Annotated in this window: 15 protein-coding genes; 5 read left to right on the top strand and 10 right to left on the bottom strand. The window is 57.9% G+C overall.

Annotation, left to right across the window (positions count from 1 at the left end):
* The first annotated feature begins 129 nt into the window (after nt 1-129).
* Entirely contained in the window at nt 130-1,155 is a 1,026-nt protein-coding gene (locus Z947_RS0107440; protein ID WP_081781123.1) for an alpha-hydroxy acid oxidase, read from the top strand.
* Here the strand turns inward: Z947_RS0107440 and Z947_RS0107435 are convergent.
* The 5 genes from Z947_RS0107435 to Z947_RS0107415 form a co-directional block, all read right to left on the bottom strand.
* Entirely contained in the window at nt 1,140-1,985 is an 846-nt protein-coding gene (locus tag Z947_RS0107435) for an energy transducer TonB (protein WP_025043677.1), read from the bottom strand. The genes Z947_RS0107440 and Z947_RS0107435 overlap by 16 nt on opposite strands.
* Nucleotides 1,982-2,449: a biopolymer transporter ExbD gene (locus tag Z947_RS0107430; protein ID WP_025043676.1), complete on the bottom strand. Its 468-nt coding sequence runs from the start codon at nt 2,447-2,449 to the stop codon at nt 1,982-1,984. The genes Z947_RS0107435 and Z947_RS0107430 overlap by 4 nt, the downstream gene beginning before the upstream one ends.
* A 5-nt stretch (nt 2,450-2,454) precedes the next feature.
* Entirely contained in the window at nt 2,455-3,309 is an 855-nt protein-coding gene (exbB, locus tag Z947_RS0107425) for a tonB-system energizer ExbB (RefSeq protein WP_025043675.1), read from the bottom strand.
* A 3-nt stretch (nt 3,310-3,312) separates the two neighbouring features.
* Nucleotides 3,313-3,996, bottom strand: a complete 684-nt coding sequence (locus Z947_RS0107420; RefSeq protein WP_025043674.1) for a Fe2+-dependent dioxygenase — start codon at nt 3,994-3,996, stop codon at nt 3,313-3,315.
* A 61-nt stretch (nt 3,997-4,057) separates the two neighbouring features.
* On the bottom strand, nt 4,058-6,541 hold the full coding sequence (locus tag Z947_RS0107415; RefSeq protein ID WP_240477518.1) for a TonB-dependent receptor: 2,484 nt from the start codon (nt 6,539-6,541) through the stop codon (nt 4,058-4,060).
* Between the two features lie 372 nt (nt 6,542-6,913).
* Here Z947_RS0107415 and Z947_RS0107410 point away from each other — a divergent pair, with 372 nt between their 5' ends.
* From Z947_RS0107410 to Z947_RS0107395, 4 genes are all read left to right on the top strand, one after another.
* Nucleotides 6,914-8,248 carry a hypothetical protein gene (locus tag Z947_RS0107410; RefSeq protein WP_025043672.1) on the top strand — a complete coding sequence of 445 codons (1,335 nt, stop codon included), beginning with the start codon at nt 6,914-6,916 and terminating at the stop codon, nt 8,246-8,248.
* Between the two features lie 13 nt (nt 8,249-8,261).
* Nucleotides 8,262-11,054 carry a hypothetical protein gene (locus tag Z947_RS0107405; protein ID WP_025043671.1) on the top strand — a complete coding sequence of 931 codons (2,793 nt, stop codon included), beginning with the start codon at nt 8,262-8,264 and terminating at the stop codon, nt 11,052-11,054.
* 17 nt (nt 11,055-11,071) lie between these two features.
* Entirely contained in the window at nt 11,072-14,218 is a 3,147-nt protein-coding gene (locus Z947_RS0107400) for a hypothetical protein (protein ID WP_025043670.1), read from the top strand.
* Nucleotides 14,219-14,563: 345 nt separating this feature from the next.
* A complete protein-coding gene (locus tag Z947_RS0107395; protein WP_025043669.1) occupies nt 14,564-17,860 on the top strand; it encodes an AAA family ATPase in 3,297 nt (1,098 codons plus the stop codon).
* Here Z947_RS0107395 and Z947_RS0107390 read toward each other — a convergent pair.
* The 5 genes from Z947_RS0107390 to Z947_RS0107370 are packed head-to-tail and all read right to left on the bottom strand — an operon-like array spanning nt 17,839 to nt 25,695.
* Complete coding sequence (locus Z947_RS0107390) at nt 17,839-19,179, bottom strand: NAD(P)/FAD-dependent oxidoreductase (protein ID WP_025043668.1); 1,341 nt, start codon at nt 19,177-19,179, stop codon at nt 17,839-17,841. The genes Z947_RS0107395 and Z947_RS0107390 overlap by 22 nt on opposite strands.
* Nucleotides 19,166-20,488, bottom strand: a complete 1,323-nt coding sequence (locus Z947_RS0107385) for a radical SAM/SPASM domain-containing protein (protein WP_025043667.1) — start codon at nt 20,486-20,488, stop codon at nt 19,166-19,168. The genes Z947_RS0107390 and Z947_RS0107385 overlap by 14 nt, the downstream gene beginning before the upstream one ends.
* Nucleotides 20,485-22,299, bottom strand: a complete 1,815-nt coding sequence (locus tag Z947_RS0107380; protein ID WP_025043666.1) for a ferritin-like domain-containing protein — start codon at nt 22,297-22,299, stop codon at nt 20,485-20,487. Before Z947_RS0107380 ends, Z947_RS0107385 begins: the two co-directional genes overlap by 4 nt.
* Nucleotides 22,296-24,113: a hypothetical protein gene (locus Z947_RS0107375; RefSeq protein WP_156026633.1), complete on the bottom strand. Its 1,818-nt coding sequence runs from the start codon at nt 24,111-24,113 to the stop codon at nt 22,296-22,298. Before Z947_RS0107375 ends, Z947_RS0107380 begins: the two co-directional genes overlap by 4 nt.
* Nucleotides 24,100-25,695, bottom strand: a complete 1,596-nt coding sequence (locus tag Z947_RS0107370) for an FAD-binding oxidoreductase (RefSeq protein WP_025043664.1) — start codon at nt 25,693-25,695, stop codon at nt 24,100-24,102. Before Z947_RS0107370 ends, Z947_RS0107375 begins: the two co-directional genes overlap by 14 nt.
* Between the last annotated feature and the right edge of the window lie 153 nt (nt 25,696-25,848).

Raw genomic sequence — 25,848 nt, 5'->3', positions numbered from 1 at the left:
TGCCGCCCTTCCCCCAGTCGCAGGCGAATGAACGAACAGCCACATCCGTCATAGATTGCAAATCCCGTGCCAGAACCTCACCAACTCCCCGCGACTTTGAATGCGTATTATGCGCGTGCCCCCCAACTGATGAGCGCCGAAAACAGCGCCTATTTCCTTGCCGGTGCCGGTGATGAACGAACCTTGCAGGCGAATACGCATGCCTTTGCGCGCGCGCAGATCACACCACGCCATTTGCGATCACTGGGCGGCGGCTCCACGGCGACGACACTTCTTGGCAAACCGTTGGCGGCACCGTTCCTTGTTGCGCCTTTTGCCTATCACCGGTTGCTGGATGATGCGGGCGAAATCGCAACGGCACGCGGGGCCGAAGCCCAAGAGATCAAGATGATCCTGAGTGCACAAAGCAGCGTGGACATGACCCGATTGCGCACAGCCGCACAAAGCTGTGACTGGTTTCAGCTTTATTGGATGGGAAGTCGCGAGGCGACGCATGCGGTTGCGCAGTCGGCCCTGACCGCGGGATTCACAACAATTGTTCTGACGATCGACGCGCCCGTTCAGGGTGTTCGGGACCGCGAGATTGAAGCGCGGTTTCAACTGCCCCCGGATATCACGCCGGTGAATCTTGCGCATGTGCCGCGCCCTCGTTTTGCCCCGCTCACGGACGGGCAGTCGTTGGTGTTTGATCGCATTGCGCCCGACCTGCCTGATTGGGATGACGTTGCCTGGCTGATTGAAACGTTAAATGCCCCTGTGGTGTTAAAGGGCATTCTGCATCCCGAGGACGCAGCCAAAGCCGTGCAGATCGGCGCGGCCGGCGTCATCGTGTCAAACCATGGCGGGCGGGTTCTCGACGGGGCACCGGCAACACTGGATGTCCTGCCCGCAATTGTGGAAAAGGTCGGTGCGGCTTATCCTGTTCTTGTTGATGGCGGCATCCGGCGCGGTATTGATATTCTGGTCGCGCTGGCATTAGGGGCCAAGGCCGTGTTGGTGGGCCGACCGGTTGTGTGTGGTCTGGCGGTGGCTGGTGAATTGGGCGTCAGCCATGTTTTGCGGCTGTTGCGTGATGAACTAGAGGTCGCGATGTTGCTTGCTGGCTGCGCCACCATCGATGACATCACGCCCGAAATGCTTCATCTGAACCGGTAGCGCAGCGGGATTTGCAGGGTAAATTCGTTCCCTTTTAGATAGTTCGGCGGCGTTGGCATTTTTTCGATCTGCTCAACCGTACGGATCGCAGCTGCGTCAAGAACGGGAAACCCTGATGATTGCGCCACCTCGGCCAGAACCACCGCACCGTAGCGATCCAGCACAAAGCGGATTTGCACGTCGCCCTCGATCTTTTGCCGGCGCGCCTTGTCTGGATAAGTCTTGGCCTTGCTGATCAGCAAGACGATGCTTTTCTGCCATTCCTGAATTTCTGCTGTTTGGTCGGCGGTTAAACCTTCGCTTGATGCCTGTGCTGTTTCGGCTTCGGTTTCGGCCTGCACACCGGCAACGGATTGCTCCGCCGCTTCGCTGTCGGTTGCACCCACCTGACTTTCGACATCGACCTGCTCGGGGTCTTGCTCGGCAGCGATTTCTTCGGCCTTCTCTTCGGTTTCCGCCTCCGGTTCAGGGGCGGCGACGCCGAATTTCAGGCTCTCGTCCTCGACGTCATAAGGAATCTGGCTAAGGATCGGCTGTTCCGCCGCCTGCGCCGCTTCAACTGCTTCAGGGCTTTCCGTAACGGTCGGTGCCTCGCGGCTTTCCTGCTGGGCGGCGCTGTCTTCGGCCAAGGCAGAAGGAGCGGCGATGATGTCCGACAGGTCAAACATGATTGCGCCGGTGATCCCTTCGCGTTGGGGCGGGGCCGGCTCGACCTGTCCGGTCTGGCTCAATATCTGGGCCGGAAAACCGATATGGAGCACCGCACTAAGGCCGATGGCTGGCAGCCAGAACCATGGTTTAACGCCAGCCGAAGGAAAGGTCAGGCTCATGGTTGAACCGCCGATTGCGGGCCATCCACGTCGGGTTCTTGTGCGGCGGTTTCGTCCAGACCAACCAATCCGACCTTTAAAAACCCGTCCGCCCGCAGGATGTTCATCACGCGGATAAATTCGCCGTAAGGCACGGACTTGTCAGCACGAATAAAGATACGCGTGTCGCGTTTCTGCTTTGTGGCAATCCCGACGTCGATAAATAACCGGTCCAGATCGGTACTGGTCTCGCCCACCGAAAGCGCGAGGTCTTCGGTGATCGTGATGAACACAGGTTCTGACGGGCGGTCGGGCGCGTCAGCGACAGCCACGGGCAGTTCAACGGGAATATCAACAGTCGAAAGCGGTGCCGCGATCATAAAGATGATCAGCAGCACCAACATCACGTCAATAAAAGGTGTGACGTTGATTTCGCTGTTTTCACTCAACTCGCCGTCGTCGTCGGCACGGATACGGGATGCCATGCAACTTACTCCGCTGCCTGTGTCGGCACGCTTGCCAGACGCCGTGGTGTTGTGCCCGCGTTGTCCGTCAATGCCGCCAGATCAAGGTCACGCGACAAGGTGCGTTCGACCAACGCACCTGCGTCTGCCAACATGACCTTATAGCCGCCGATACTGCGCGCCAGAATGTTATAGAAAATCACTGCCGGAATGGCTGCGACCAGACCGATGGCTGTGGCCAACAACGCTTCGGCGATGCCGGGGGCGACGATTGCCAGATTGGTCGTGTTGCTTTCCGAAATAGAGATAAAGCTGTTCATGATACCCCAGACCGTGCCGAACAGACCGACAAAAGGCGCGGTCGAGCCGACGTTCGCGAGCACACCGGCCCCAAGGCTCATGCGCCGTGCGGCGCCTGCCTCGATCCGCGCGATTTCAGAACCGGCGCGCTCTTTGATGCCTGCTTTCATCTGCACGCCTTCGCCAGAACTGGCGCGTTCGCGCAGCGCGGCCTGCACCATCCGGCTGACGACACCGTTTTTCTTCGTAAACCTTTCCGGGGCCGCGACCAACGTGCCCAGCTTGTCCAACTGGCGATAGCGACGGCGCAAAACGCCGCGCTCCCACCGCAGGATCATGATCTTCGCCAGAAAGATGACCCAAACCGACGCCGAAGCGAACAAAAGCAACAGCATTACGGTTTTCACGACCCAATCAGCAGCCATGAACATGCCAAGCGGCGACATTTCATCGTGACCGGCCTGCTCAAGCGCAATCATGAATGTGTTGGGGTCCAGAAGCGCCGCCAGATCAAGGGCGGATGCGGGGCCTGACACGGCGATTAAACCGCAGGTGGCGGCGATAAGGGGGATATTTTTCATGTCTCAGGTCTCCGCCCATGTGCGTATCAGGTTGTGGTAAATGCCCGTCAGACGGACGGTTTCATCCGCGTTCGATCCGATGGTTTCGCTGAGGGATTGGATGGTTTGATCCAGATCGAACAAGATGCTGCGATGCGCGTCAGAACGGATCATGCTTTGCAGCCAAAAGAACGACGACACCCGTGCGCCGCGTGTCACTGGCGTGACTTCATGCAGGCTGGTCGAGGGGTAGAGGATCAGATCGCCTGCCGGCAATTTCACGGATTGCGTGCCGTAGTGGTCTTCGACCAGAAGCTCGCCGCCGTCGTATTCATTGGGTTCGCTCAAGAACAGTGTCATCGACAAGTCCGTGCGCAGCCGTTCGTTTGTCAGCGGGTTGATGCGGATGGCATTGTCGATATGCGTGCCGAATGTCTGGGCGGTTTCGTATTTATTAAACATGGGCGGCAGAATGCGATCGGGCAAAGCGGCGGAAACGAACAGCGGATTTGCGGTTAGTTTTTGCAAGATGAACTGCCCCAAGGTCTGGGCTGTGTCGCCGGTGGGTGGCAATTGTTGGTTGCGCTTGACCTCTACTGATTGCGGGCCTGCGGTTTTTGCACCGTCTTCCCAATCGGCGGCGTCCAGACGGGCGCGGACCTGTGTGACATCAGCTTTGCTTAGAACAGCGGGGATCGTGATCAGCATGGCGAAACCTTGGTTTATTGGCGGGGCGACCCGAAAGCCGCCCGCGCCGAGGGGTAAGAATTTAGAATTTCATTTCGTAAGAGATCGAGATTTCCCGACCGGGGGCGACATAGGTGAAGGGCGTGCCCGAACGGTAGCCGGCGTCATACACCGTCTTATCCGCGACATTGGTGATGCCCATCTTGATCGCGGCATTGTCGGCCACTTCATATTCGCCCAGCAAATCGACGGTCCATGCCGACGGCAGACTCTTGCCATTGGCACCGGTGCTGCCCAGATCAATCGCGCCTTGATAGTTCAGACGCCCGCCGAGCATCAGCTTGTCTGTCACCTGATAGGTCGCAAGAATGTTGAACTGTTCATGTGCGATGTTCGCCAGTGACAGGCCTACGGACTCGCTGTTCTGGCTCTCCAGAATTTTGCTATCCATAAAGTTGGCACCGCCGAACAGGCTCAACCGGTCATTGACCTTGCCCGCAACACCCAGTTCCAAGCCACGCACACGGTATTTCAACGTGTCATAGCTTACCGTTGCCCCACGCGGACCGATATCTTCGCGCGCATTGTCCTTGGTCGTTTGATAAAGCGCAGCCGTCAGCAGCAGATTTGGGTTCAAGCTGAACTTGGCACCGACCTCGAAAGAGGTGTTTTCTTCGGGGGCCAGGTTTGATCCGTTCGCATCAAGACCGCCGTAAAAACCGCCACCGGCTTCCAATTCCTGCCCCATAGGATTGGAAGACGTCGCCGCCGCACCATAAACATTCAACCGGTCGGTCAGCGCGTAGGTTGCGCCAAGGTTCCAATTGACCAACGTATCTTCGCGCGACAAGGAATAGGCACTGTCGCCGCTGCCGCCGGAACGTTCGATGTCATACATGTCCAAACGCAGACCACCGTTCACCGTCAAACGAGACGACAAGGAAATCGTGTCCAACGCGTAAAGCGAGGTGGTTGTGACCTTGGTTGAAGTCGCTTCTGTCCCCAACTGCGCCGCCTCGCCGCTCCAGCAGCCATCGCCAATTGGATTGGGATTGATCACGCTCACGGTACACCCGCGCTGACCGGCAGGCGGTTCGTAGTCTTCACTGCTCAGGTTGGAATAACCCAGCTTGGTGATTTTCTCTTGCGACGCGGCAAGGCCGAAGACAAATTTATGCGTTGCACCCGCAAATTCGGCATCGCCGGACAGTTCAAGCACATTGGCAAGAACATCCGTTTCCTGGTTCCAGCTCTTGAAACTCAGACCCGCCTGCCAGTCTTCGGGATTGGTCGATCCGTTGTCGATCAAACGGCTTGGCGCTGTCAAAATATAATCGTTCAGCGATTCAGATGCGCGGAAAGTGTTGGTCAGGGTCAGGCCATTGTCGAACTCATACGTCGCCTTGGCCGTTGCGACCGTTTCCTCGGCGATTTGGAAATCGCGCCCCGGCACGCCGTAAAACGTGTTGCGATCAACGCCGAATTCCGTGACCGGTCCGACCAGCCCAAGCGCTTCGTTATTGACATAGGGTACACCCCAATCCGGCGTCTGCTCGATCTTTGTGTAGCTCAGGTTCCCTTCCAGCGTCAGCGCATCGGTCGCTTTGAACCGCAAGGCCATTGCAGCACCTTTGCGGTCATCCTTCAGGCTGTCGCGCCCTGCGATTTCGCCGTCCTGAAGCATCGCGTTGAACCGCAACTGCACGCGGTCGTTGATGACCTTGTTGGTATCCAGCGTCTGGCGCACTGTGGAGGCATCGGTGACGGTTGTGATGGTGCGGGTAAAATCGATGTCCTGTGGGCTTTTCGAAATAATATCAAGCGCCCCGCCTGTGGTGCCGCGTCCGCCAACCGTTCCGGCGGGGCCTTTTGCGACCTCTACCTGTTCGGTGTTGAATGTCTCTGCAATGCCGGTGCCGGGGCTGCGAACGCCGTCGGTATAGACATCATTGTTGGCTTTGAAACCGCGAATATAGATGTTGTCCCCAAAGGAGTTGCCGCCTTCCCCGAAGCCCAGCGAGATACCGGGTGTCGAACGTGCAATCTCTCTCACACTTGTTGTGCCGGTTGTTTCCAACACCTCTTGGGTGATGGCCGTTACCGTGCGCGGGTTATCCTTGAGGGGGCCGGGCATTCTGCTGTTGGCCAGCGTGTTTGCCTTGAACGGAGAGCTTGGATCGGCGTAGCTGCTGCCGCCCGCTGCGGCTTTCGCGTCGGCCTCCGCGCGGGCCTGCGCGACGGCGCGTTCCTGTGCTTCAATCCGGGCGCGCTCCGCGGCTTCCTCTTCTGCACAAACCGGCGTGCCGGCCAAAGCGGGGGTGCAAACCGTCGGTGTCGCGGCACGGCGCGGGGCGGCGTGTCTTGGTTTGGCGGCCTGACGTACGGGGGGCTTTGCCTCGGTTGTTTCGACATCGACCGGTGGCAGAATGATCAGGTCAGCGTCTTGTGCCGCTGCGCCAGTCGTTAAACAGGCCATCGCCAGCGATGCGCCGATGCCCCCTGCAATCAGGGACGGTTTGTGGTTTGGCGTGCCTTTGCACACACCATTTCTCAGGGATTGACGCATCTTGTCCTCGCATTGAATTTTCAACTTTTATGCTGGCGACTCAGAGCGAGATTGGCTGGCTATCTTGGCAGGCTGCTTATTCCGACTATTTTAGTAAGTAAATACCCCTGCACGCCAAAATCTTATTCAACGAAGGGTTGAACGGCAGTAAAAACGGCTGCTGGCGCAGCGTATCCCAGCAAACCCCTGACACTTTAAAGCACTGATTTTACTATATTAATTACAGGCTCCCAAACACCTACCGGCATGAACCCCCGGTGTATTTGTCAGAAAAGGGGGCACAGCAAACTTGACTTGAAACGCGATGCGAGGCTTACTTGACGTAGCGGCAAATTACGGCCGCGGTCCAATACATATTCTAGGAGACTCGGAGTGTCGGATTTTTCCGTTGAGGGAGCCGAATTAAAAAAGCTTTTAAATTTTTCACGCGCGAAACCTATTTCATTCGCATACTGCCCGGGGTCCAAGGTCGAAACCGACCTCTTCGGACTTCACAAGAAAAAGCCACCTGCCGTCATGGGCAAATCGATCCGCGCCGACGGCGACGGACCGAAAGTTGCGTTCGGAACCTTGCAGATGGAAGGCCGGGTCGTTTCGCTGCAATGCGAAAAATCGATGCCTGCATTGGCCAAAAAGGTCAAAAAGTTCCTCAAGCTGAACAAGCTGTCCAAAAACGTCCGTATTCTGGATATGGATGGCAACGTCGTAGAAGAAGATATCGAGGATCTTCCAGACGAGCCAGATGATGATGAGGCGGCAACCGCACCTCAGGCAGCATCAAGTACGGCCGCCGAACCGCAGGACGCGGAAGAAGCCGAACCGGCCGCTGCACCACCACCGGAAAATACCGCAGGTGAGCAGTTAAAACAGTTGGCGGCCCGCGCCAGAGCTTTGCAATCTCAGGTCGCGGCCGTGCCGAACCCGCCGGGCGACAAGGTACGTAAGGCATTTGCCACAGCAGTGACCAGTTTAAAATCCGGCAATGCCGAAGCTGCCGCCAAAACCTTGGACGCGATTGATCAGATCTTGGCCAAACTGGCTGCCGCTGGTGCCGCCAAAACCGAAAGCCCCCCCGAAGCCGCAGCCGAACCGGCACAGAAACCGAAAGGCGATCCTGCAACACTGAAAAAGCTTCAGGAAGCCGCCGCGCAGCTTGCGCCAAAGGTCAAGGCCCTGCCGGCTGGCGATCATAGTGCCGCCCTGACAAGCCAACTGCGCGAGGTGATCGGCCATATCCGGGACGGCGCGGTTGATCCTGCCCTAAGCGGATTGCGCGCCGTGCAGCAAGGATTGAAATCGGCCCCTGCCGAACCAGCGACTGCGGCACCGGATGCGGATCCGCTGTCGATCTGGAACGCGGCGAAAGAAGCGACCGACGGGGCGATTTCTGCGTTGCAAAACAAGATCCGTCAATTCCCCGACCCCGATCTGGAACGGATCGCAGAAATGGGTCTGAACGGGATCACGCAGGGCAACCAGACGGCGCTGATGAAACACCTGATGGAGTTTCAAAACGTCGACGCAGACGCCCGCCCCAAAGCTGCCGCCGCATTGCAGGCGCAGTGTGCGCAGTATCGCGCATTTCTGGCTGACAGCACCCTCATCACGCTGTGCGAACAAAATCCGTTCGGCGTGACCGTTGATCTGCGAAACCATCTGGGCAAAGCGCTGGACCAGATAGACCAAGCCGCCGCCGCTGCCGCCTGACCGGAGAGAATAAATGACCAAATCGGACACGCTTGTGCTGGATACCCCAACCAGCGAATGGATTGCCGCGTTTAATCGGGCCCGAGGCTGGAAATCGCTGCGCGGCGGCAACGCCTCCAGACCAGACGCCAAAGACTTGAAGAAAAGGCCCAAATCACAATTAATCGAAGACCGTGAATTTGCGCTAGACGGGTATGACAAGGACAAATTGGACGCTCTTGTCGTCGCGCAAGAAAATGAACTGGCGCGGCTCAACAACGCCATCGAAACCGCGCCGCCGGACGCCGATATCGACGCCTGGCTGGAAGAGCGCAAGGAACTGCTGCCCTTCTTGGAAATGAACAAGGCTGATTTGGCCGTTGCAAAGCGTGTGGATGCCCACGTCGCACAGCTTCAATCGGTTGAAGGCCACCTTGGCCGCGACCTGTCCGACGTGCGCCGCGAAATTCGCAAGCTGGAGGCCGCCGCCGTAGATTTCGACCCTGACGATCTGGATCAGGACCTTCTGGCGCAGTTTCGCCAACGGCATGTGGCAGTACAGGGCAACATCGAAAATGCCCGCGCAGAGGTGATGAAAATCACCACGCTGGATGGCAGTAAAACCCGCAGTTACGCGATCATCAACGGGCCGGAATACAAAATCCTGTTCGGAATGTTGGAACAGGCCATTTTGATCCTCGCGACGGGGGATGTGCAGGCCGCGCTTGCGCGCGTCGAAGAGACACAAACCAAGATGAACGCGTTCCGCACCGCCCGCACCGGTGCCACAGCCATCGACCCGCCGCCCAGCGAACACGGCGATCTTGACGGTCCGGTAAACGACGTCGAAATGCAGATTTCCGTGTTGGATAAAAAGGGCTTTACCGAAGCCGCCAACCAATACGGGTTCCGCCTTGCTGCGTTGTCGCATGCGATCCAGCAAGCGGTGAACGCGAACACCCCCGATTTGCGAAAGCAATTTCTTCCCGCTGTCGAAGCTTTGGGCGAGGAAACAGCACTAGCGCGGGATCAGGCACTCACGGTCGAGCAGATCATGTTCGACATTCAAACCGACATTGCGTCGATGCGGGCAAATGGCCATAAACATCGGCCCAATAGGTCACAGCGCGAGCTAGAAGACCTTGAGCGTTTGTCACAAGCGCAGGCCCTGATGTCCATCGTCGTTTCTGACGCACAGGACGCAGCCAAGATTATTCGCGAGCGTTTGGAAGAGACAAAACAAGAAGACCTGCGCAAATCCAATCTGAAACCGGCTGAGATCCAAAAAGAACTGGGTGCCCTTGATAAGAGGTACAAGGATTTCTTCGTGCAAAACCTGCAAGGCGAAATATTCCAGCAAAAGGACACAAAGTCCGGCGAATTGAAGGGGATTAAGAAGAACCGCAAGCTGCCGCGCGGGGCATTGGAAGAGATCGACCTGCAACTGCTGGCCGCACAACAATTGGCACAAAGTGATTCAGTGGACGCCCTGAAAACAGCAGACGATTACCTGACCGGCGTGTCGAACTTTATCGAGGCGATTGAAAAAGATCCCGACATCTATGTCAAACTTGAAGACGAGTTCACCCGCGTCGAAAAGAAGATCACCAAAACCAAGAAGAAATTCCCGCTTTATGAACCCGGTCGGCTGCTGGATTTGAAGGCAGAACTGGACGCGTTGCGTGCCAATCAACTGACGCGGCTGCCGGCAAATGTGACGGCGGATACCGATGATCTGCGGGAACGGGTTCTTGCATTCAGAGCGGAAATGGCCGAGGCGCAAACATTCAAACGTGCACTGCAAAAACAAGCCGACGGGGTCGACAAGACGATTGAAGCCATTGGTAAGCGGTTGAAAAAAGACCATAAAGGCATCGTCAAATTTGACGGCTATTATGGCCCCGAAGTGGTGCGGATGATGACGGTCCGCGATCAGATCGCTGAACGATCGGCAAAATCCCTCAAACAGGCCAGCGCGACACTGGATGAAATCAGCGGCAATCTTGGCTGGCTGTTGCGGCTTCTCGAAAAAGAGAAATCCGGCAAAACCTTGGGCAACAATGAACGCCTGCACGTTGATGAACTGGTAAGCGCTGCGCGATCGGGCCAGCTCGACAAGGATGCAAATGACGCAAAGAAGAAGGAATTCGAAAGCGGTATCAAGGCGTTTACAAAGGACCTCAAGGCCGCGAAGAAATCCCTGAAAAAGATCAAATCCGACCTCAGCGAAGTGACCGCTTTGGACTCAAAATGCGATGGTTTGAAGGCCGAGACAGAGAAGTACGGTAGTTACATTGACGGTTTGGCAGAGCTTAAGGGTCTTCAAAGCCGCGTCGATCAACTTAATACCGAAGCCGAAGTAGCGATCGATATCCTTGATAAAGATCTGGCAACGGCCGTCGACAAATGCGCGCAGACCCTTTTGTTGTTCACCCACAAACTTGGCACTTTTGTCGAGGACGTCATTCGACCCGAAGGTAAGGACGGTAAAGACAACCAGCTTGACCAACCACCGCTGGACGCGGCCAAAATCGGCGCATTTTTTGATAAGCTCAAAGGCTCGCTTGAGAAAATCGATATCGCGGAAATGCGCAGTCAATCCGCCCGCGTTACGGATGGCACCCTGACGGTGAAGGACCGCAAACTGGCCCGCAAGATCGCCCTGCAAGAGTTGCGCAAGTTGATGACCTTGTTCGACAGTTTCGCCCCGATGCAGCATTTTCGCGCGCATCCGTTTGCCAAGGGTGATGCCTCCACCCAGATGGTCAGCGCCCGCAAAGCGTTATCCCAGTTGGAAGTGCGCCTTTTGACTGCAATTAAAGACTGAATGGATCGGAGACTTCCATGGCTTTTACCCAAGCGCACACGAAATGGCTCTCGGCCACCCAGCAAAGTGCAATCAACTATGACGAAATAACGCAGAAACAGGACGCACGTAATGTTCTGTTGGCCGCGGTCACCGGTGAAATTTCCGACCTTCAGGATGATCTGATGGATGCATCCGATGACCTGAAGGTTGAGTGGAAACGCGAAAAATTTCTGGGTTTGTTTGACCGTTCGAACAAATCAATGGACTGGAAAAATGGTGATCGCGACGACGAGGTTGATACCAAGCACGACCTGAAAGACGACTATATGGTCGACGATGAGGCGGTGCGCAAACTGACCAAGCTTCATGAAAAGCTGTTCGATTTACAGTCGGAAATGGAGAACGCCAAAGACGCCGACGGCAATCCCTTGTTCACGCCTGCCGATATCACGCGCGAATTGTGGACACCGCTGGTTCAGGCCGATGTAATCCCGTCCAACGCGGTGGCTGATAAGTATAGTCAGGAAGCGCAGGTTTTTAACGGTGCCTGCGAAATCTATCAGGACAAGTTAACGGATTATTCCAAGACGGCCTCGAAATATACCAATGCCAAACGTGCGATAAAGATTGGCACGGATGTGATTTCGTTAATGGGGTCGCTGGCCGGCGACGCGATCAAAATCGACAGCTTCGAAGCGCAATCCATGTCGCGTCAGGACATGCTGACCTTGGCGCAGGATAACGCCGACAAAACTGCAGGCGTTGCCACACCGGCACAGTTGGAAAACATCGAAAAAATGAACGGGCTCAAGCAACAGGCGCGCGATGCCGCGCTGCAAGTTGCCGCTGTGACCATGACCACCACCGTGCTGACCGGCGGTTTGGGGATCCTTGATTCAACCTTGGACAAACCCGAAGACGGGCGGCGCAGAACCTTTGCCGCGGGCATCGCGAAACAGGCGTTCAACGCATTGGGCAGTGCCGCATCGGCGGCCATTTCGGTCCATTCCGCCAATGTTGTGGCATCAGACGCGACAACAGGGTTTTCCTCCGCATTCCAGACCCAGATGAACATCGCGTCAAAGTCTGTGACGGCCCTGATTGCAGGCGGGAACACCGGCTTTGCCCTGTTCTCTGCCGCGATGAAGTTTTCCGACGGGGATTACAACGGTGGCGTGGCCGGTATCACCGAGGCGTTACAGGGCATTGCAGCGGCCGTCGGGGCCAGCTTTGCCGCCGGTGACGTCAAGCGCGGTACCGATGATCAGGGCAACATGGTGCTTGGCGATCAGGCGCAATGGCAGCAAATGGGCCTGACCATTCAGGCAGCGATCCTTGCCGGTTCCAACATTCCGGCCATCGCCAAACATCTGGCGGATGTTGTGGCCAGCGACGGCGGCAAGGTTGATTTGAAAGTGATCCTCGCCAATGTCGGCTTTTCGGCGATCAGCGCCTCTCTTGCCGGGGCCATGCCGGCTATCGCCGGTGGCACCTATACAGTCGTCGCTGTTGAAGACGTCGAAATGGGAAGTGACAACGCGCTGTTTCAGAAGACGCAGGCCGAATACGATAGCTTTAACAACGATGCCGACGCCGCACAGGGGCTTGGTGAAACCGCCAAGCCGGGCCTTGGTATGGAAACGCCGGTGGACAGCCCCGAGGCCCTGATGGCCCAGAAAAAGTTTCTGGCCGAGCAGGAAAACGCCCGCAAGGCCCGCGCCATGTCGGATTTCAAAGCCGACCTGCAAGATCCAGCCAAGAAAGAAGAGTTCTTTGCTCAGATCGAAGACGCCAGTGCGCGTGAAATGGAAGTGCTGAACGAACTGCTCGAAGATGCGGGGCAATCGCCCCAAGATCTCGACACCGTCGAAAAAGAGCAAAAGGCGATGGCAGCAATGGACAAGCTGCTGGCCGAAGCGCGGTCTTGCAACATGAAATGGCAGGCGCTTGAGGTGATTACCGGCGTTGGCGCAGCCGCAGTTGCTGCCGCATTGCCCGGTGCCGGACTTGCCGTGGCGATCCAGAAACTTTTGATTGATGCCACGACGCTGGTGCGAAAAAGCTATCAGTTGAACAAATGGATGGACAACATGGCGCTGACCGTGGGCAACAGCTCGGTCTATGGTCCTGCGATCAATGGCCGGTTGAATTCGGCCCGTGTGCAAGTCAGCCTTCAGGTGTTGCGCGTGCTTTACGACGCCTTGGGGGTTGCTGCGGAATCGATCAAACTTGCCGATGCGTCGGGTGTAAGTATGGGCGGCGGCACGGCCGCTGGCGTGGGCATTCAGGTCGGCACAAGCATGGCGCGCGCATTGACGGAATTCGCCTATAAAATACAAAAAGAGGCCGAGATTGAGGCCGGTTGGCAGCTTTACCAGATCGCGCTGAAATCGCCGGGCGACCGTAAACGGGCCCGCACCGCGATGAAATGGAATTCCACATTGTCGAAATGCGTTATCGCCTATGGCATTGTGATTGACGGAGATCCCATCGCCAAAGAAGTCGGGCGCAGCTGCGGGATCACGCCCGAAGTTCTGGCCGATCAAAAGAATGTCTGCCAAAAAGTTGTGAGCTATTTTGAAACGCTGTACAGCGACGACCCGCAAATCCTGAAACGCGTTCCGATCAAGAAAGACTGGCACCCCGGCACGCCATCGCCGACATTGGTGAGCTGGTTGCGTTTCAAAGGGGCGGCGGCACAACGTGCGATACCGCCGCTGTCCGAGGCTTCGCTCAAGACACCCGAAATTGACCGCCAACTGTCGTTGCTGGTGGCGTTACTGGGGCCGGATTCTGATTATGCGGCCAAGCGCGACACGGACTTTCCTGAATTCGACATTTCCAATCCAGCGCGTGAAACCCCGGCGTACGGAACGTTTCTTGACGATGTTGCTGGCGCGACAAAAGGGTTGATCGCAGCCTTGCGCTCATATGCACCCAAGAACGCGGAACCCGGAGAAGGCGGTGACTGGATCGGCGGTGCGGCGCATGCCGATTTCGTCGCTGTGGTCGAAAGCCTGACGGCCCAAACCCAGATGATTGAGGGCGAAGTGGCAAATGACAAAAAGCGTCTGGCCGAATTTTTAAAGCAACGCCAAGCGACACTGAATGCTGCCGCACAGTTGGATGATGATGCGGATGATAGCGTTGAGGACGACGATCAAAAGGACGATGGCCAGTGACACCTTGCGCGCCTGCGACCAGATCACCGTCACGAAGGTGCGCCGCCTAAGATAGGGGCGCGGAAATTTCCGCGTCTCAACCCTCGTTTCAAAAAACGCTTTGGCGATCACGCATTTCAATGCCTTTGCGGTCAGGGTTTGCAACTGAACCCATCGCCCCACCAGATGACCCGGCCGAAATGCAATCTCCGGTTACCTCGAGGCGATCCAGCACTACCCAACATCGTCTTCTGGAATAATAATTCAGCGTTGGCCTCATTGCTAAACCGGGCTTACGTAGTCTAAATTCGCGGCAACGGGCTGTATCAAGCATTATGGCCACGTGTGCGGAGATGATCCCATTTCATGACGAGCCCCACGCCTCATATCGCGGAGTTTCTGGCCAGTATCGGCCTGTCCCATCTTCACGACGTCTTTTCCGGTGAAGACATCGATATGTCCACACTGCCGCTGCTGGACAAGGACGATCTGAAAGAACTGGGGCTGACGCTTGGCCAGCGCAAAAAGCTGCTTGCCGCATTGGAGGGGTTAGACTCACAGGTACCTGCCCCGCGACGCGTTGTCGAACCGCCCGAAGATGCCCCGATCCAACTGCGCCGCATCAGCGTGTTGTTTTGTGATATTGTCGGTTCCACCGAATTGAGCCAGCAGCACAGCATCGAGGACATGCAGATCATCATGCAACATTACTACGAAGTTGCCGCTGATGTCGCCAAAGCCCGCGATGGTTATCTGGTGGGTTCGCAAGGCGACGGTGTGGTGATCCTGTTCGGCTATCCGCGGGTGCTGGACGGGTTTGCAGAACGCTGTGTTCAGGCCGCGGAAGATTTCCAGCGCGCGCTGGCCGAACGGTTGGTCGTGTTTGATGGCCGGCCATCGTTTCACATTCCGACCCGTATCGGCATTGCCACCGGTCAGGCCGCCGTCGGACAAGCCAGCGGCGCATTGCGCGGTGACGCGATGCAACTGGTCGGTCCGGTGGTGAACCGCGCGGCGCGGTTGCAAACGGTGGCACATCCGCAAGCCATCGTGGTCGATAGCAAAACAGAATACCTGACGCGCAATGCCGTGCACTATTCCGAAGTCGAAGCACATGATCTCAAGGGGCTGCCCTTGGGGACCGAGGTGTTTCACGTGCTTGGCATGCATCATGTAAACAAGGGCGCTGCCCGTCCTGCCACGCTGATCGGGCGCAGTGGCGAAACCGGCACGCTGCGCCGCCTGTGGGTTCAGGCGCAAGCCGGCAAACCCTCCACGGTGACGCTGACCGGTGATGCCGGCATCGGAAAATCGACCCTGCTTCAAAGCTTTGTCACGGCTGTTCAAACCAATCCGACCGTACGTGTGTTGCAACTGAATTGTGCCGCAATGGGTGCACGTTCACCGCTGCTGCCAGTTGCCAAAATGCTCGAGGCTCTTACGACAGGCAGTGAAACGGCCCCTTCCCTGTCACAAATTCTGGGTGTGCCGGATCCGCAAATGCTGGACCGTATGGCACAGTTTCTGGGCCTAGGTGGTACACCGCGCAGCGATACCACCCTGTCCCTGCGCGATCGTGACGGCGTTCTGGAGTTCCTGTCGGACTGGATCATCAACGGTGCAACTGGTCCAACTTTGGTGGTGCTTGAGAACGCGCAATGGGCCGATGATTCAACCCGCGAACTTTTGAAACGCACCGCAGAACGCGCGCGTCAAGATGGCGCGGCGCTGATGCTGATCGCGGCGGGGCGCGAGGATAGCGCGGACATCTGGCAAGATGTCACCGGACACCAGACCCTGACGCTGACACCGCTGGCCGCGCGCCATTGCGAAACCCTGTTGCAGGGCATCTTTGGCACCAAACCTGTTGCACACTCAATTCGCCAGAACATCCTCGATCATTCTGGCGGCAACCCATTGATGCTGGAAACGCTGGGCCATGCACAAGCGGCGCAACAGTCGGTCGGGCTGAAGGGCCATGTCGAAATCCCGCACACGATTTATGAATCCGTGTCCAAGCGGCTTGACGGGATCCGTTTGGGACGCAGTGTGATCGAGGCGCTTGCGGTGTTGAACAGCCCCGCGAGCCCAGCGCTTTTGGCTGCTGTGCTGGAGCAGAACGAAAACAGCATGACACCGGCGATAGACGCACTGCGACAGGCCGGCCTGATCCAGCACAACGTGGTCGCTGGACAAGACGTGATCAACATCCGCCACCAAGTCTATCGCGACGTGATTTATGAACAAATCGTGGGACAGTCGCGCCGGAAAATACACCGGGCGGCCTATAACGCGTTGGGTGATTTTCACACGGACATGCGCACGCAACAGCCTGATCTTCTTGCCACCCATGCACAGGTCGCACGGGATTGGGAAAACACCGCGCTCCATGCCCTCGCCGCCGGCGAAACCCTGCTGCAACGCTCTGCCCTGATCGAAGCGGGGCACTTTCTGGATATGGCAAACACCGCCTTGCAGCGCCTGCCGGCCGAAGATGCGATAAAACAAAAACGCCTGCGCGCGATCACCGGCCTTGCCTCGGTTGAACGCTCGCGCTTTGGCATTGCAACAGATGCCAGCGCCGATTTCGGTCAGCAAGCGGTGCAACTGGCGCGCGAAATTGGCGATAGTAAAACCGAACTTCTGGCCCTGAACGGGCTTTATGCGCATTCACTGGTGCGGGCGAATTACCCAAGGGCGCAGGAATACGCCGAGACCCTGTTGGAAACGGCAAGCCAGTCGCAGGACAAAACTTTTGTGATGATTGGCACCCGCGCAATCGGGGCCGTGGCGTTTCACCGCTCTGACCAGAAAACGGCCCAAAAAAACCTGAACACGGCCCTCGGCCAGTATGACAAGGACACGCATCTGCATCTGGCCCATGCGCATGGCTATGATCATGCGGAAATTTGCGCGGCGTTCCTGTGTATGTCCAACTGGCTTACCGGTGATTTGCTGCAATCACGTCAGTTCGGCGCGTTCTCCATCGACCATTCCCGCGAAATCCAGCACGCCCACTCGTTAGCGCAAGCGATGGCGTTTCGTCTGCTTTTGGGCGCATTGGCCCGTCATGGCGCAGAGCTAAGTGTGATCGGTATCGAAGCCGTCGCCTTGGGCGAGAAACATGACATTCGTGTCATGCGCGCCGCTGCGATCCTGTTTCCGTTTGTGACCCAGCTTTGCCTGCGGCCAGAACCGCCAAAGCCGGATGAAATGACCGAACTTAGCGAGCGCGTGAAGGAATTCCGTGCGATGAACCCGTTCAATTACGGACCGTTGGTCGCCTCCCTGATTGCGGATGTCTCCCTGCGGGCGGGCGACATTGACGGGGCCGACGACGCACTTTCTGAAGGTGCGAAAGTAGAGCAACGCACGGGGGAGACATGGACAGCGCCAGAACTGCTGCGCTTGCGGGCCCGCGTCGCGGCGGAACGTGGGCACAGCGATATTGCACGACAGTTGCGCGACGAGGCGCTGGAGTGTGCCCGCACATCCGGTGCCCATACCCTTGCGCTGCGCATCCTGTGTGACAGAGCCGAAGCCGACCCCGCACCAGATGCAATCCAAGACGTACAATACGCCGTTTCACAGATGGCGTCTGATGATCACGGTTGGGACATGAAACGCGCGACAGCTTTGGTTCAGGGCGCAACCGCGGCCTGAACAAAGGCACCGCCAAGCGTCAGGCGTTCCAGGACTTCAAAAACCGCCGGCATGTCATGTTGGCGGCCCAGACGGTTGGCGATTTCAGGCAATGGCGCTGCGGGGCGACAGGCCGCAGCAATGTCTAACGCGCTGATCGACCCTAAACCTGTCAGGAAACTGTCACTCGCGGACAATTCGATCGCTGGCCTCCAACGTATGCGGTCGTTTTCCAACACCGGCGCGCGGGTCAACGGTGCCGCCAGCGTGACCGCGCCTTGGCCGATGTCCGGCTGGTCCGGTATGCTGCGGGGTGGTTCGCACGTTGCCCAGAACGGCGCTTCAAAACGCGATTGATCCGCATAGGCCCGCTGCGTGGCAAGCTGCGCCGCAGCTACGGCTTCGCGGTGTTTGTGGCGCATGAAACTGAAAGCGGCATGGCTGTCGCAGTCGCGATCAAGCGCCGTCAGCACCGCCAGCGCCCCTTGGACACCGCTGCGCATGGCATGCACCAACCCGTGCGAGGCAATTGGATCACGTGCCAGTGCCGCATCTCCCACCAGAATATGACGCTCGGATACCAACGGATCAGCCGCGGCCGAAAGTCCCGCAGCAGCAGGTTTCCCCGCATCAATCCCGCGTGCCCCCACAAAGGTGTCCGTACCGGCCAAACAATCCGCGACATAGGCAGCCCGAGCCGGCCCACGCATCCCCGCCAAAACAGCAGCGCGCTGGAACACGGCCCCCTGCACCACGCCGCCGCCAAGTGAGCAGGCCCAGACCCAGCCGTCCGGCAACGCCTCAAGCCACATCTGATGGGGGGGCAAATCGTTTACTGCGGAAAACGGCAGGGCGGTCACATCCGACGCTGCCCGCTTTTGCGCCTGTCGCCCCCGCGCGTCGATCAACATGTCGCATCGGATCGTACCTGCGCTCGTTGACAGCTCGACCTTACGGCCCGATTTCACCACGCCCCGCAGTCGCGCCTGTAAGGGCGTAACATGCCGCAACGCCTCTGCCCGCACCTTTTCATGCAAAGCGATCCGGTCCAGCAGCAGTGGCCCCGCCCCTTCGAACGTACGCGTTTCCGGCACGCCGCGCCACGCCATAAACATCGCTTCGGCAGGGCCGTCACTGACATCGCAAATCGCCGCGAGCAGGCCAATTTCCTCCGCCATTGGCGCGCCTGAGGCCGGAAAACTTTCGATCAGATGCCCTGCCGGCGTCACAAACGGATCGATCAGCACCACATCAAGACCGGCCAGACCCAATTGACGCGCGGCAATCGCACCGGCCGGTCCCGCGCCTGCGACCGCGACCTGAACGCTAGACTTGCGCATCAAACCAGTCGGGCTGTGCCGCGGTCAGCCGCCCGTAGGATCGCAGCCCGTAATCCAGCCACCCCCGTACAAAATCACACGCCGGACGCCCCGCGTGCAATACTTCTTGATGACACCCGCCACCACACAGCCGCCGCGCCCAGCAGGTTTGACACGGGGTTTGGCGTTCCACCGTGCGCGCATCCAGAAACGCGGCGCGCGCTGCATCATCCGGTCCGTTTTCCAGATCACCCATCGCGCCCAGCGGATCTTTTACAAACCGGTGACAGGCCGAATAATCGCCCGAGGCATCCACCGCCAGATAATCACGCGCAGCACCGCAACCATGACTGCGCGGGTTTCCGCGATGGAGTTCGCCCAGCACAGTGGCCAGATTGGCAAACGGATGCGCGCGCCCTGCAAGGGTCGCTGTCATCCATGCCTCGCCGCACTCGGTCATCGCGGACAGCAATTGTGCAAAATCCTGCCCGACCAAAGCCCCCTGTCCTGTAGGCGATGAAATCATCGGTGACACCCCGACCGAAGCAAAGCCAAGTGCTGCGATGTCGTCAATAACCTGTGGCAAATCCAGATTATGCGGGGTCACCGTCACCCGTGCGCCAAGCGAAATCCGGTCGTGATGATCCAGCAAGGGCGCAAGGCGTTTTGCAACGCGCGCAAAGCTGCCTTTGCCCGCGCGATCGGGGCGTAACCGGTCGTTCACCGCCTGTCCGCCATCCAAAGAAACCGTCACGGCAAACCGATGACGGGCAAAGAATGCCGCGTCCTCGGCAGAGATCAACGTCCCATTGGTGGTCAGGGAATATCCGACCTGAACAGCCCGCGCCGCCCCGCGTTCATTTGCATAAGTCACTGAATTTCGGATCAAATCCCGCGCCACCATGGGTTCACCCCCCATAAAGGCAATTTTCACACCGCCGCCCGGCACGGTCGCGTCGATCAGTTGATCAATCGCACGTTTGGCGACGTCCCATCCCATGCGCGTGTCCGCGCCGCCAAAACTCCCCCCCGCCGCATAGCAATATCCGCAGGCCAGATTGCAGGTTTGCGAAACCGTCAGGGCCAACGCCCGCACGGGATGAACACCAACAGCGGGCGGCGCACCAAGGGTCGGTGCCTCCAGCCCCAACCGCGCGAGTTCAGGAGCGGCCGTCGCATCCCCTGCCTGCAGGGCGATACGTAAATTCGCCGCTTGCACGTCGGACAGACCAAAGATCGCAGCAGTTTCCGCCATCAACACCAGATCGCCCGCCACATGGGCCAACCCGCTGGGCGGTTTCCGTTTGATATCTGGCAGAACCCCCGTCATTTTAAACGCGCAAAAAACGGCACGCCAATGTTTTCGCGGGCAAGGGCCAAGGCCATATCGCTAAGGGCGTGCATGGCATCGCGTGCGCTTTTTATCTCTGCATTGGCCGTTGCCATATCGCCAAGGTTTGCTTCGATCAGATACCCCTTGCGCAGGGCTTCCAGCGCCGAGTCAATCAAGGTCAGGGCCGGCTGGACCGCAGACGCGTCTGGCCTCGCCTCTTCGATGGGGCGCAGATACAGGGCTTCCTGAGCGGCGTAGGGTTCCAGGATACGCTTCACATCGCGGAACTTCTGGTAGTGTTGCATCCCGTCGCTGTCGATCCGCACGGCAAGTTGATACAACCCCTCGGGAAAATCATCCATATATTCGCGCAAGTATGCGACCAGTTTGACGTATTCCGTATCAAGATCCCCACCGGGGCGTTCGATGTCTACAAAGTTCTGCAAAACGTCCTGTGTCGCGGGGCGCAATTTCCCCGTACCGCTTTGGCCCACTGCGCTGTTGGGGTCTGCTTCGACCGTGCTGGGTGACAGGACGGGTTCATAAGTGCCGATATCGGGATAGGCCGCAAAGATCAGCCATAGCGTTTGATTGACCCAACGCAGATGCGTCATTTCACTGAGCGCAACCGAAAGGATCAATTGCCGTGCCGCGCGCAAGTCTTCTGTCAGGCCGGGCCATGCGGCCTCTTGCTGCGGCGTCACTTCGTCAGGTTCACGCAGGCTGAAATAGGCATAAAGGTATTCCAGTGCCAAGGTCAGCTCCATCCCCGCCAGTTCGTGCAGGTCGGCAATCAAATCGTCGAGCTCTTGGTAGGGCGCGTGCGGTTGCAGCTTTTTCAAATCAGTTGTCGCGTCGGTCTCCTGCCCCTGCAGGACGAAATCCAGCTCCTCCCAATGCAGGTTGATTTCGTAAGGATCGTATCTATCGGGGCGCGCTTTTTCCAAGGTGGTCTGGGCCGATACATCCCTCAGCGGCAAATGCCGTCTGCGCATCCAGTCGATAAACGTGACCGCCTGTGCCGGATCGTTCTTGTCCGTCCCGTCGGGCAGTTGTTGCTGCGGGTCGTCAACGTCACCCAAGACAACATCGGGGTGGTTCGACGCCCAATAGTGGCAGGCACAATCGCGAAAATCATGTGTCCAGGGGCTGCACATGGACGAGGTAAGTTCACCAGGGTGGTAAACCGGATCAATCATCCCTTCGTCGTTCAGGAACATACGCCGCCGTCCGGTCAGCACAACGGGTGCGCCGCTGGGCGATCCATCCGGCGCGCGTTGCGTCAGGGCAATGGTCAGCGGCTTTTCCGGCTCGATCAGGCGGATGATCCACCACGCGGTTTCCCCCTCATAAGGCACCAGCCCCACGCCATTCTGATAAAGCGAATAGTCATACAGCATGATCCGCTTGCCGTCCTGTTCGACGAAATGCAGATACCACGTACCGCTGCCCAGCGCCGAACCGGCCGGACCGGCAAACTGTTTTTTCAGGTCAGTGACCCAATCGGGGCCGTCATCGGTGTATTTATCCGCGATGATCGGATCGCCCTTGGGAAAAGCATAGGTCAGCCGCGCGCCTTGCGTGCCATCCGGTCCCGCAGGGGTGATGCCAAGGAATTCAAACACCAAGCCCGGAAAGAACCGCACATCTAACTGGCGCAGATCGAATTCCAATCCTGGAAAGCAATTCCCGACACCGGATTCCATCAAGGTCGACACCGGATTGCCCAAGACCGGTTCACGATATGCGGGGTTGCCGTCGGGATCGGCCCTGCGGGCCTTGTTCAATTGTCTGGGTCCGGCTGTCATGCTTGTTCCTCCGCGGCGGGTATATCGACCTGAGGCTGCACGGTGTGCTTCCAGACCCCCTCCAGCTTTTCGAGATATCTCATCAGCAGGTCATATTGCCGCCGTGTCACCGACAGGGGCACCCCCATCGAATGGCGCATATAAGGCGGCATGCGCATGTCGTAGGTCTGGGCAAGGGTCACGCGCGGATCGCGAAATTCGATGTCGTCAGGCCCGTTTGCGCCAAAATTCACAGATGGTCCTTTTTGCACTCCGGGAATTTTCGCAAGCTCCCCCACATGCGCAAAAGGTGGGCGCACAAGACGGCGAACACGGTCAGGATCACGCACCAAAAATGCGCGTAGGATCGGGCTGTCACACATGCGCGCATGTACTTGCTGCACAACTTGCGTGTAGGGCAGACGGTCGTTCGCACCCGAGCGCGGTTCAATGGTATCGCCCTGCCCCGGTGTGTATTCCGGCACCAGACTGGCATAGGGCGCATCGCTTTCGCGCATGGATTTCAGCCCCAGATGCGGTGTGATACCCGCGTCCCAATCGGGGTCGTTCTCATCCGGTTCGCTGAGCAGTTGCGCATTGCCATCCAGCGCCCAAGACCGGCGTTGATCCAGATTGATCAGGCTGGCGGTTTCAAAAATCCGGCGGAACAGGTCCAGTATTTCAACCGGCGTTTCGTCGATATCCAGTGTCGCGGGCGGCAGATCGCGGTCTTCCAATTCATCCTGTATCGAATACATCGGGCGTTTGTCCGGCGCAAAATCGGGCGGACCTGCCATTGCGCGTGCCTGCGCTACATGTGCCTTGCCGTCCACTGCCATCTGCGCTGTCAGCACCAGATCGCAAGTGTCGTCAATCAACCCCCACCCGTTACCGGAGCCGACGCGCGCCCCGTCATAACTGTCCATCGGCGTGGGCCATTTCGGCGCATCATCGGTGCGAAAATTGTACCCCAGCCACGGGGTATCCGAACTGAGGATGCGGTTTTCCTTGCGGGTCATTTTGTGGATCGGACCGTATTCGGTCATTGGCGGTTCGAACCCGCCCGCAGGTAGCGGGGACGCCGGTGCCTTGGCCGCTTCGGGTGGACCAAAACTGTCGCCCTTGCCGGGAATGAAGCGGATGCGCACCTGATCCAGCCGCGTTTTACAGCTGATGTTTTCGAGGTTTTCTTTAAACGTCCTGATCGTGCCCAGTGGCAACGGCGCATCCTCGCGCACCAGTGGCACCTGCCCTTCGGTATGCGGGCTAATAGCGTCCAGATGGTGGGTTTTATAGTGATCGGCTGCAAAAACCTTGCGGGCCACCGCTGCGCAAGACGCCAGCTTGGTGCGCGATTCCGCCTTGCGGTTGGCCGCTTCGACGGTAAACAGCAGGTGTTTCAGACTGGTGCCGCGTTGTTCCAGAAAGTGGCGGGTCACAGGGACTTGGACAACCGAACCGTCAGCATCCTGAAGGCGCGCCCAAAGCTCAAAGAACGGTGATACCGGTTTGATCTTGCCATGGCGGTCCTTGAACGTCACCTGTGCTGGCGTCTGCACCTTCAAGGTAAAGGGGTGATGCCCGTTGCCCTTGACCGATGTCTCGATCAGGCTCGGCGCGGGTTCGATCATGGTCTGCACGCCGCGTGCCGGATTTTCATCCAGCTTCCATCGGTAGGCCGGCATCGGTTCTTTTGACCGCCCCACCCGTGCAATCGCCATGGGCGGGTCAAAGAAAATACCCAACATCCGCCCCTGTTTCGGATCACGTCCACACCAAGGTTCGCAAGTTTCAGGGTCCGCATGCGTGCAGGGTTTCAATTTATCGGTCGTCATGGCGTTCATCCCCCGTTTCATCCGCTAACGCTTCCTGCTCGGGTGGTTGTCTGTCAGGTTTGGGACCTATGCTTTGCTCAAACCAGAACATGTTATGCGGATCAAATTTCGCCTTCGCTTCTTGCAAGCGCGGCAGGTTGCTCCCGAAATATGCCTGTAAGAAATCTTTGGTCCCGCGACGCGGATAGTTTTGATAGCGGTGCCCGTTGCCCATCGGCCCCGCGATCGCGCCCAATCCGTCCAGCCAGCCAATCGAGGCGTCCTTGTGGGTATCAAATGTCCAAAATGCCCAGCTGAACAGATCAACCGATGGCGTGCGGTGGTAAAAAGCCATCTCGTCGGGCTTCGGGTCTGCAATCGCACCACCGTAAAACTCCATCGCAATGAAACAGGTTTTATCCGGCGCATCCAGAAAATGATCGACCACGCCCCGCCACCGGTCCGCGCTATGGTGTTCTTCGATCAACCACCCCTCGACCAGCGGCTTGGTGTTCATCGACACCGTTGGCATGTCATGGCCCGCCGGATTTGCAGTCTGCAACAACAGCTCGTTCAGGCGGGTATAATGATGTTTATGCGTCCAGATTTCCACGTCTTTGCGCGGGTCTTCCAAAGTGGCGAGTAACGGGCCAAGGGCTGCCTCTGCTTCCGCACGGGTCCCGTCATAGAGGCCCCGTAAGGACAGGCAGGGGATCTGTCCGTCGGGGTGATCCGCATCCGGTAAGTACATTAACAAGGCCTGATGCCCCATCTTGGCCGGCCCAGAATTGGAGTATTCCGCCTGCAAGGTTTCCAGCACGCGGCACACCCGCTGAATGTCGGCTTCATGTTTGTGGCGCATGTTCCATAGCAACCCGAAACCGAAAAACTTGCGGTCCAGCGGCACAGGGTCATAGGTCACTTCCAGCAGGATACCGAACTGGTTGCCGGTGCCCCCGCGTATCGCCCAGAACAGATCGGCGTTCTCGTCGGCGTTGGCCGTCACGACCGTCCCGTCCGCCAGCGCGACCTTAACACCAGTCACACGGTCACAATTCATCCCGAACAGCCGAGACGTGAACCCGTAACCGCCGCCCATCATATACCCCGCGACGTTCACCGTTTCACAGCCGCCGCCGGGCAGGTGTAGCTTGTGATGATCAAGCATGCGGTTCAGTTTGCGAAACGTCACACCCGGCCCGCAGCGCACGGTCGGTGTTTCACATTCCACCACAAGATGGTTCAACCCCGAGGTATCAATCACGACTTGATCGTTCACCGAATACCCCGCCGTGCAATGCCCCCCCGAACGGGCCGTCACCTGAAGCCGCGATTTAAGTGCGAACTCCAACGCGGCAATCACATCCGTTTCGCATTCGCAAAACACAATGACCTGCGGATATTGCTGATAGGTATGCATGAAAACCATGCGGTCGTCGTTATATCCGGGTGCCCCTGCCAGTTGAATACGGCCACTGAGGCGTTGTTGTAACTTGTCTAAGTGTTTTTGTTTGTAATTCGGTAGGCCGGATTCTTTGGTTTTAAATGTTTTCCACTTTGCCTCGCGGCTATGGTGGTGGTGGCGATGATCACCATGCGTCATAAAATGTCTCCCCCCATAAAGTGTTAACCAGTCTTTCAAAGTCTGTCACCTGCGTCGGGCGTTGTATCGGGGGGCAGCCAACGTATCCGACCGCAAAATGCGGACAGATCAGGCAAGGGCCACCCCACCCTTGCAAACAGGTCCGTCCGCGGC

This window comes from Sulfitobacter geojensis, from assembly GCF_000622325.1.
Taxonomy (GTDB): domain Bacteria; phylum Pseudomonadota; class Alphaproteobacteria; order Rhodobacterales; family Rhodobacteraceae; genus Sulfitobacter; species Sulfitobacter geojensis.
This window is presented reverse-complemented; position numbering and strand designations above follow the sequence as displayed.

Bases quoted from the DNA above. Each gene is read 5' to 3' on its own strand.
- Z947_RS0107390 (WP_025043668.1), bottom strand. From the start codon at position 19,179: ATGCGCAAGTCTAGCGTTCAGGTCGCGGTCGCAGGCGCGGGACCGGCC.
- Z947_RS0107440 (WP_081781123.1), top strand. From the start codon at position 130: ATGAGCGCCGAAAACAGCGCCTATTTCCTTGCCGGTGCCGGTGATGAA.
- Z947_RS0107415 (WP_240477518.1), bottom strand. From the start codon at position 6,541: ATGCGTCAATCCCTGAGAAATGGTGTGTGCAAAGGCACGCCAAACCAC.
- Z947_RS0107375 (WP_156026633.1), bottom strand. From the start codon at position 24,113: ATGACGACCGATAAATTGAAACCCTGCACGCATGCGGACCCTGAAACT.
- Z947_RS0107395 (WP_025043669.1), top strand. From the start codon at position 14,564: ATGACGAGCCCCACGCCTCATATCGCGGAGTTTCTGGCCAGTATCGGC.
- Z947_RS0107385 (WP_025043667.1), bottom strand. From the start codon at position 20,488: ATGACGGGGGTTCTGCCAGATATCAAACGGAAACCGCCCAGCGGGTTG.
- Z947_RS0107380 (WP_025043666.1), bottom strand. From the start codon at position 22,299: ATGACAGCCGGACCCAGACAATTGAACAAGGCCCGCAGGGCCGATCCC.
- Z947_RS0107400 (WP_025043670.1), top strand. From the start codon at position 11,072: ATGGCTTTTACCCAAGCGCACACGAAATGGCTCTCGGCCACCCAGCAA.
- Z947_RS0107370 (WP_025043664.1), bottom strand. From the start codon at position 25,695: ATGACGCATGGTGATCATCGCCACCACCACCATAGCCGCGAGGCAAAG.
- Z947_RS0107430 (WP_025043676.1), bottom strand. From the start codon at position 2,449: ATGGCATCCCGTATCCGTGCCGACGACGACGGCGAGTTGAGTGAAAAC.
- Z947_RS0107420 (WP_025043674.1), bottom strand. From the start codon at position 3,996: ATGCTGATCACGATCCCCGCTGTTCTAAGCAAAGCTGATGTCACACAG.
- Z947_RS0107405 (WP_025043671.1), top strand. From the start codon at position 8,262: ATGACCAAATCGGACACGCTTGTGCTGGATACCCCAACCAGCGAATGG.
- exbB (WP_025043675.1), bottom strand. From the start codon at position 3,309: ATGAAAAATATCCCCCTTATCGCCGCCACCTGCGGTTTAATCGCCGTG.
- Z947_RS0107435 (WP_025043677.1), bottom strand. From the start codon at position 1,985: ATGAGCCTGACCTTTCCTTCGGCTGGCGTTAAACCATGGTTCTGGCTG.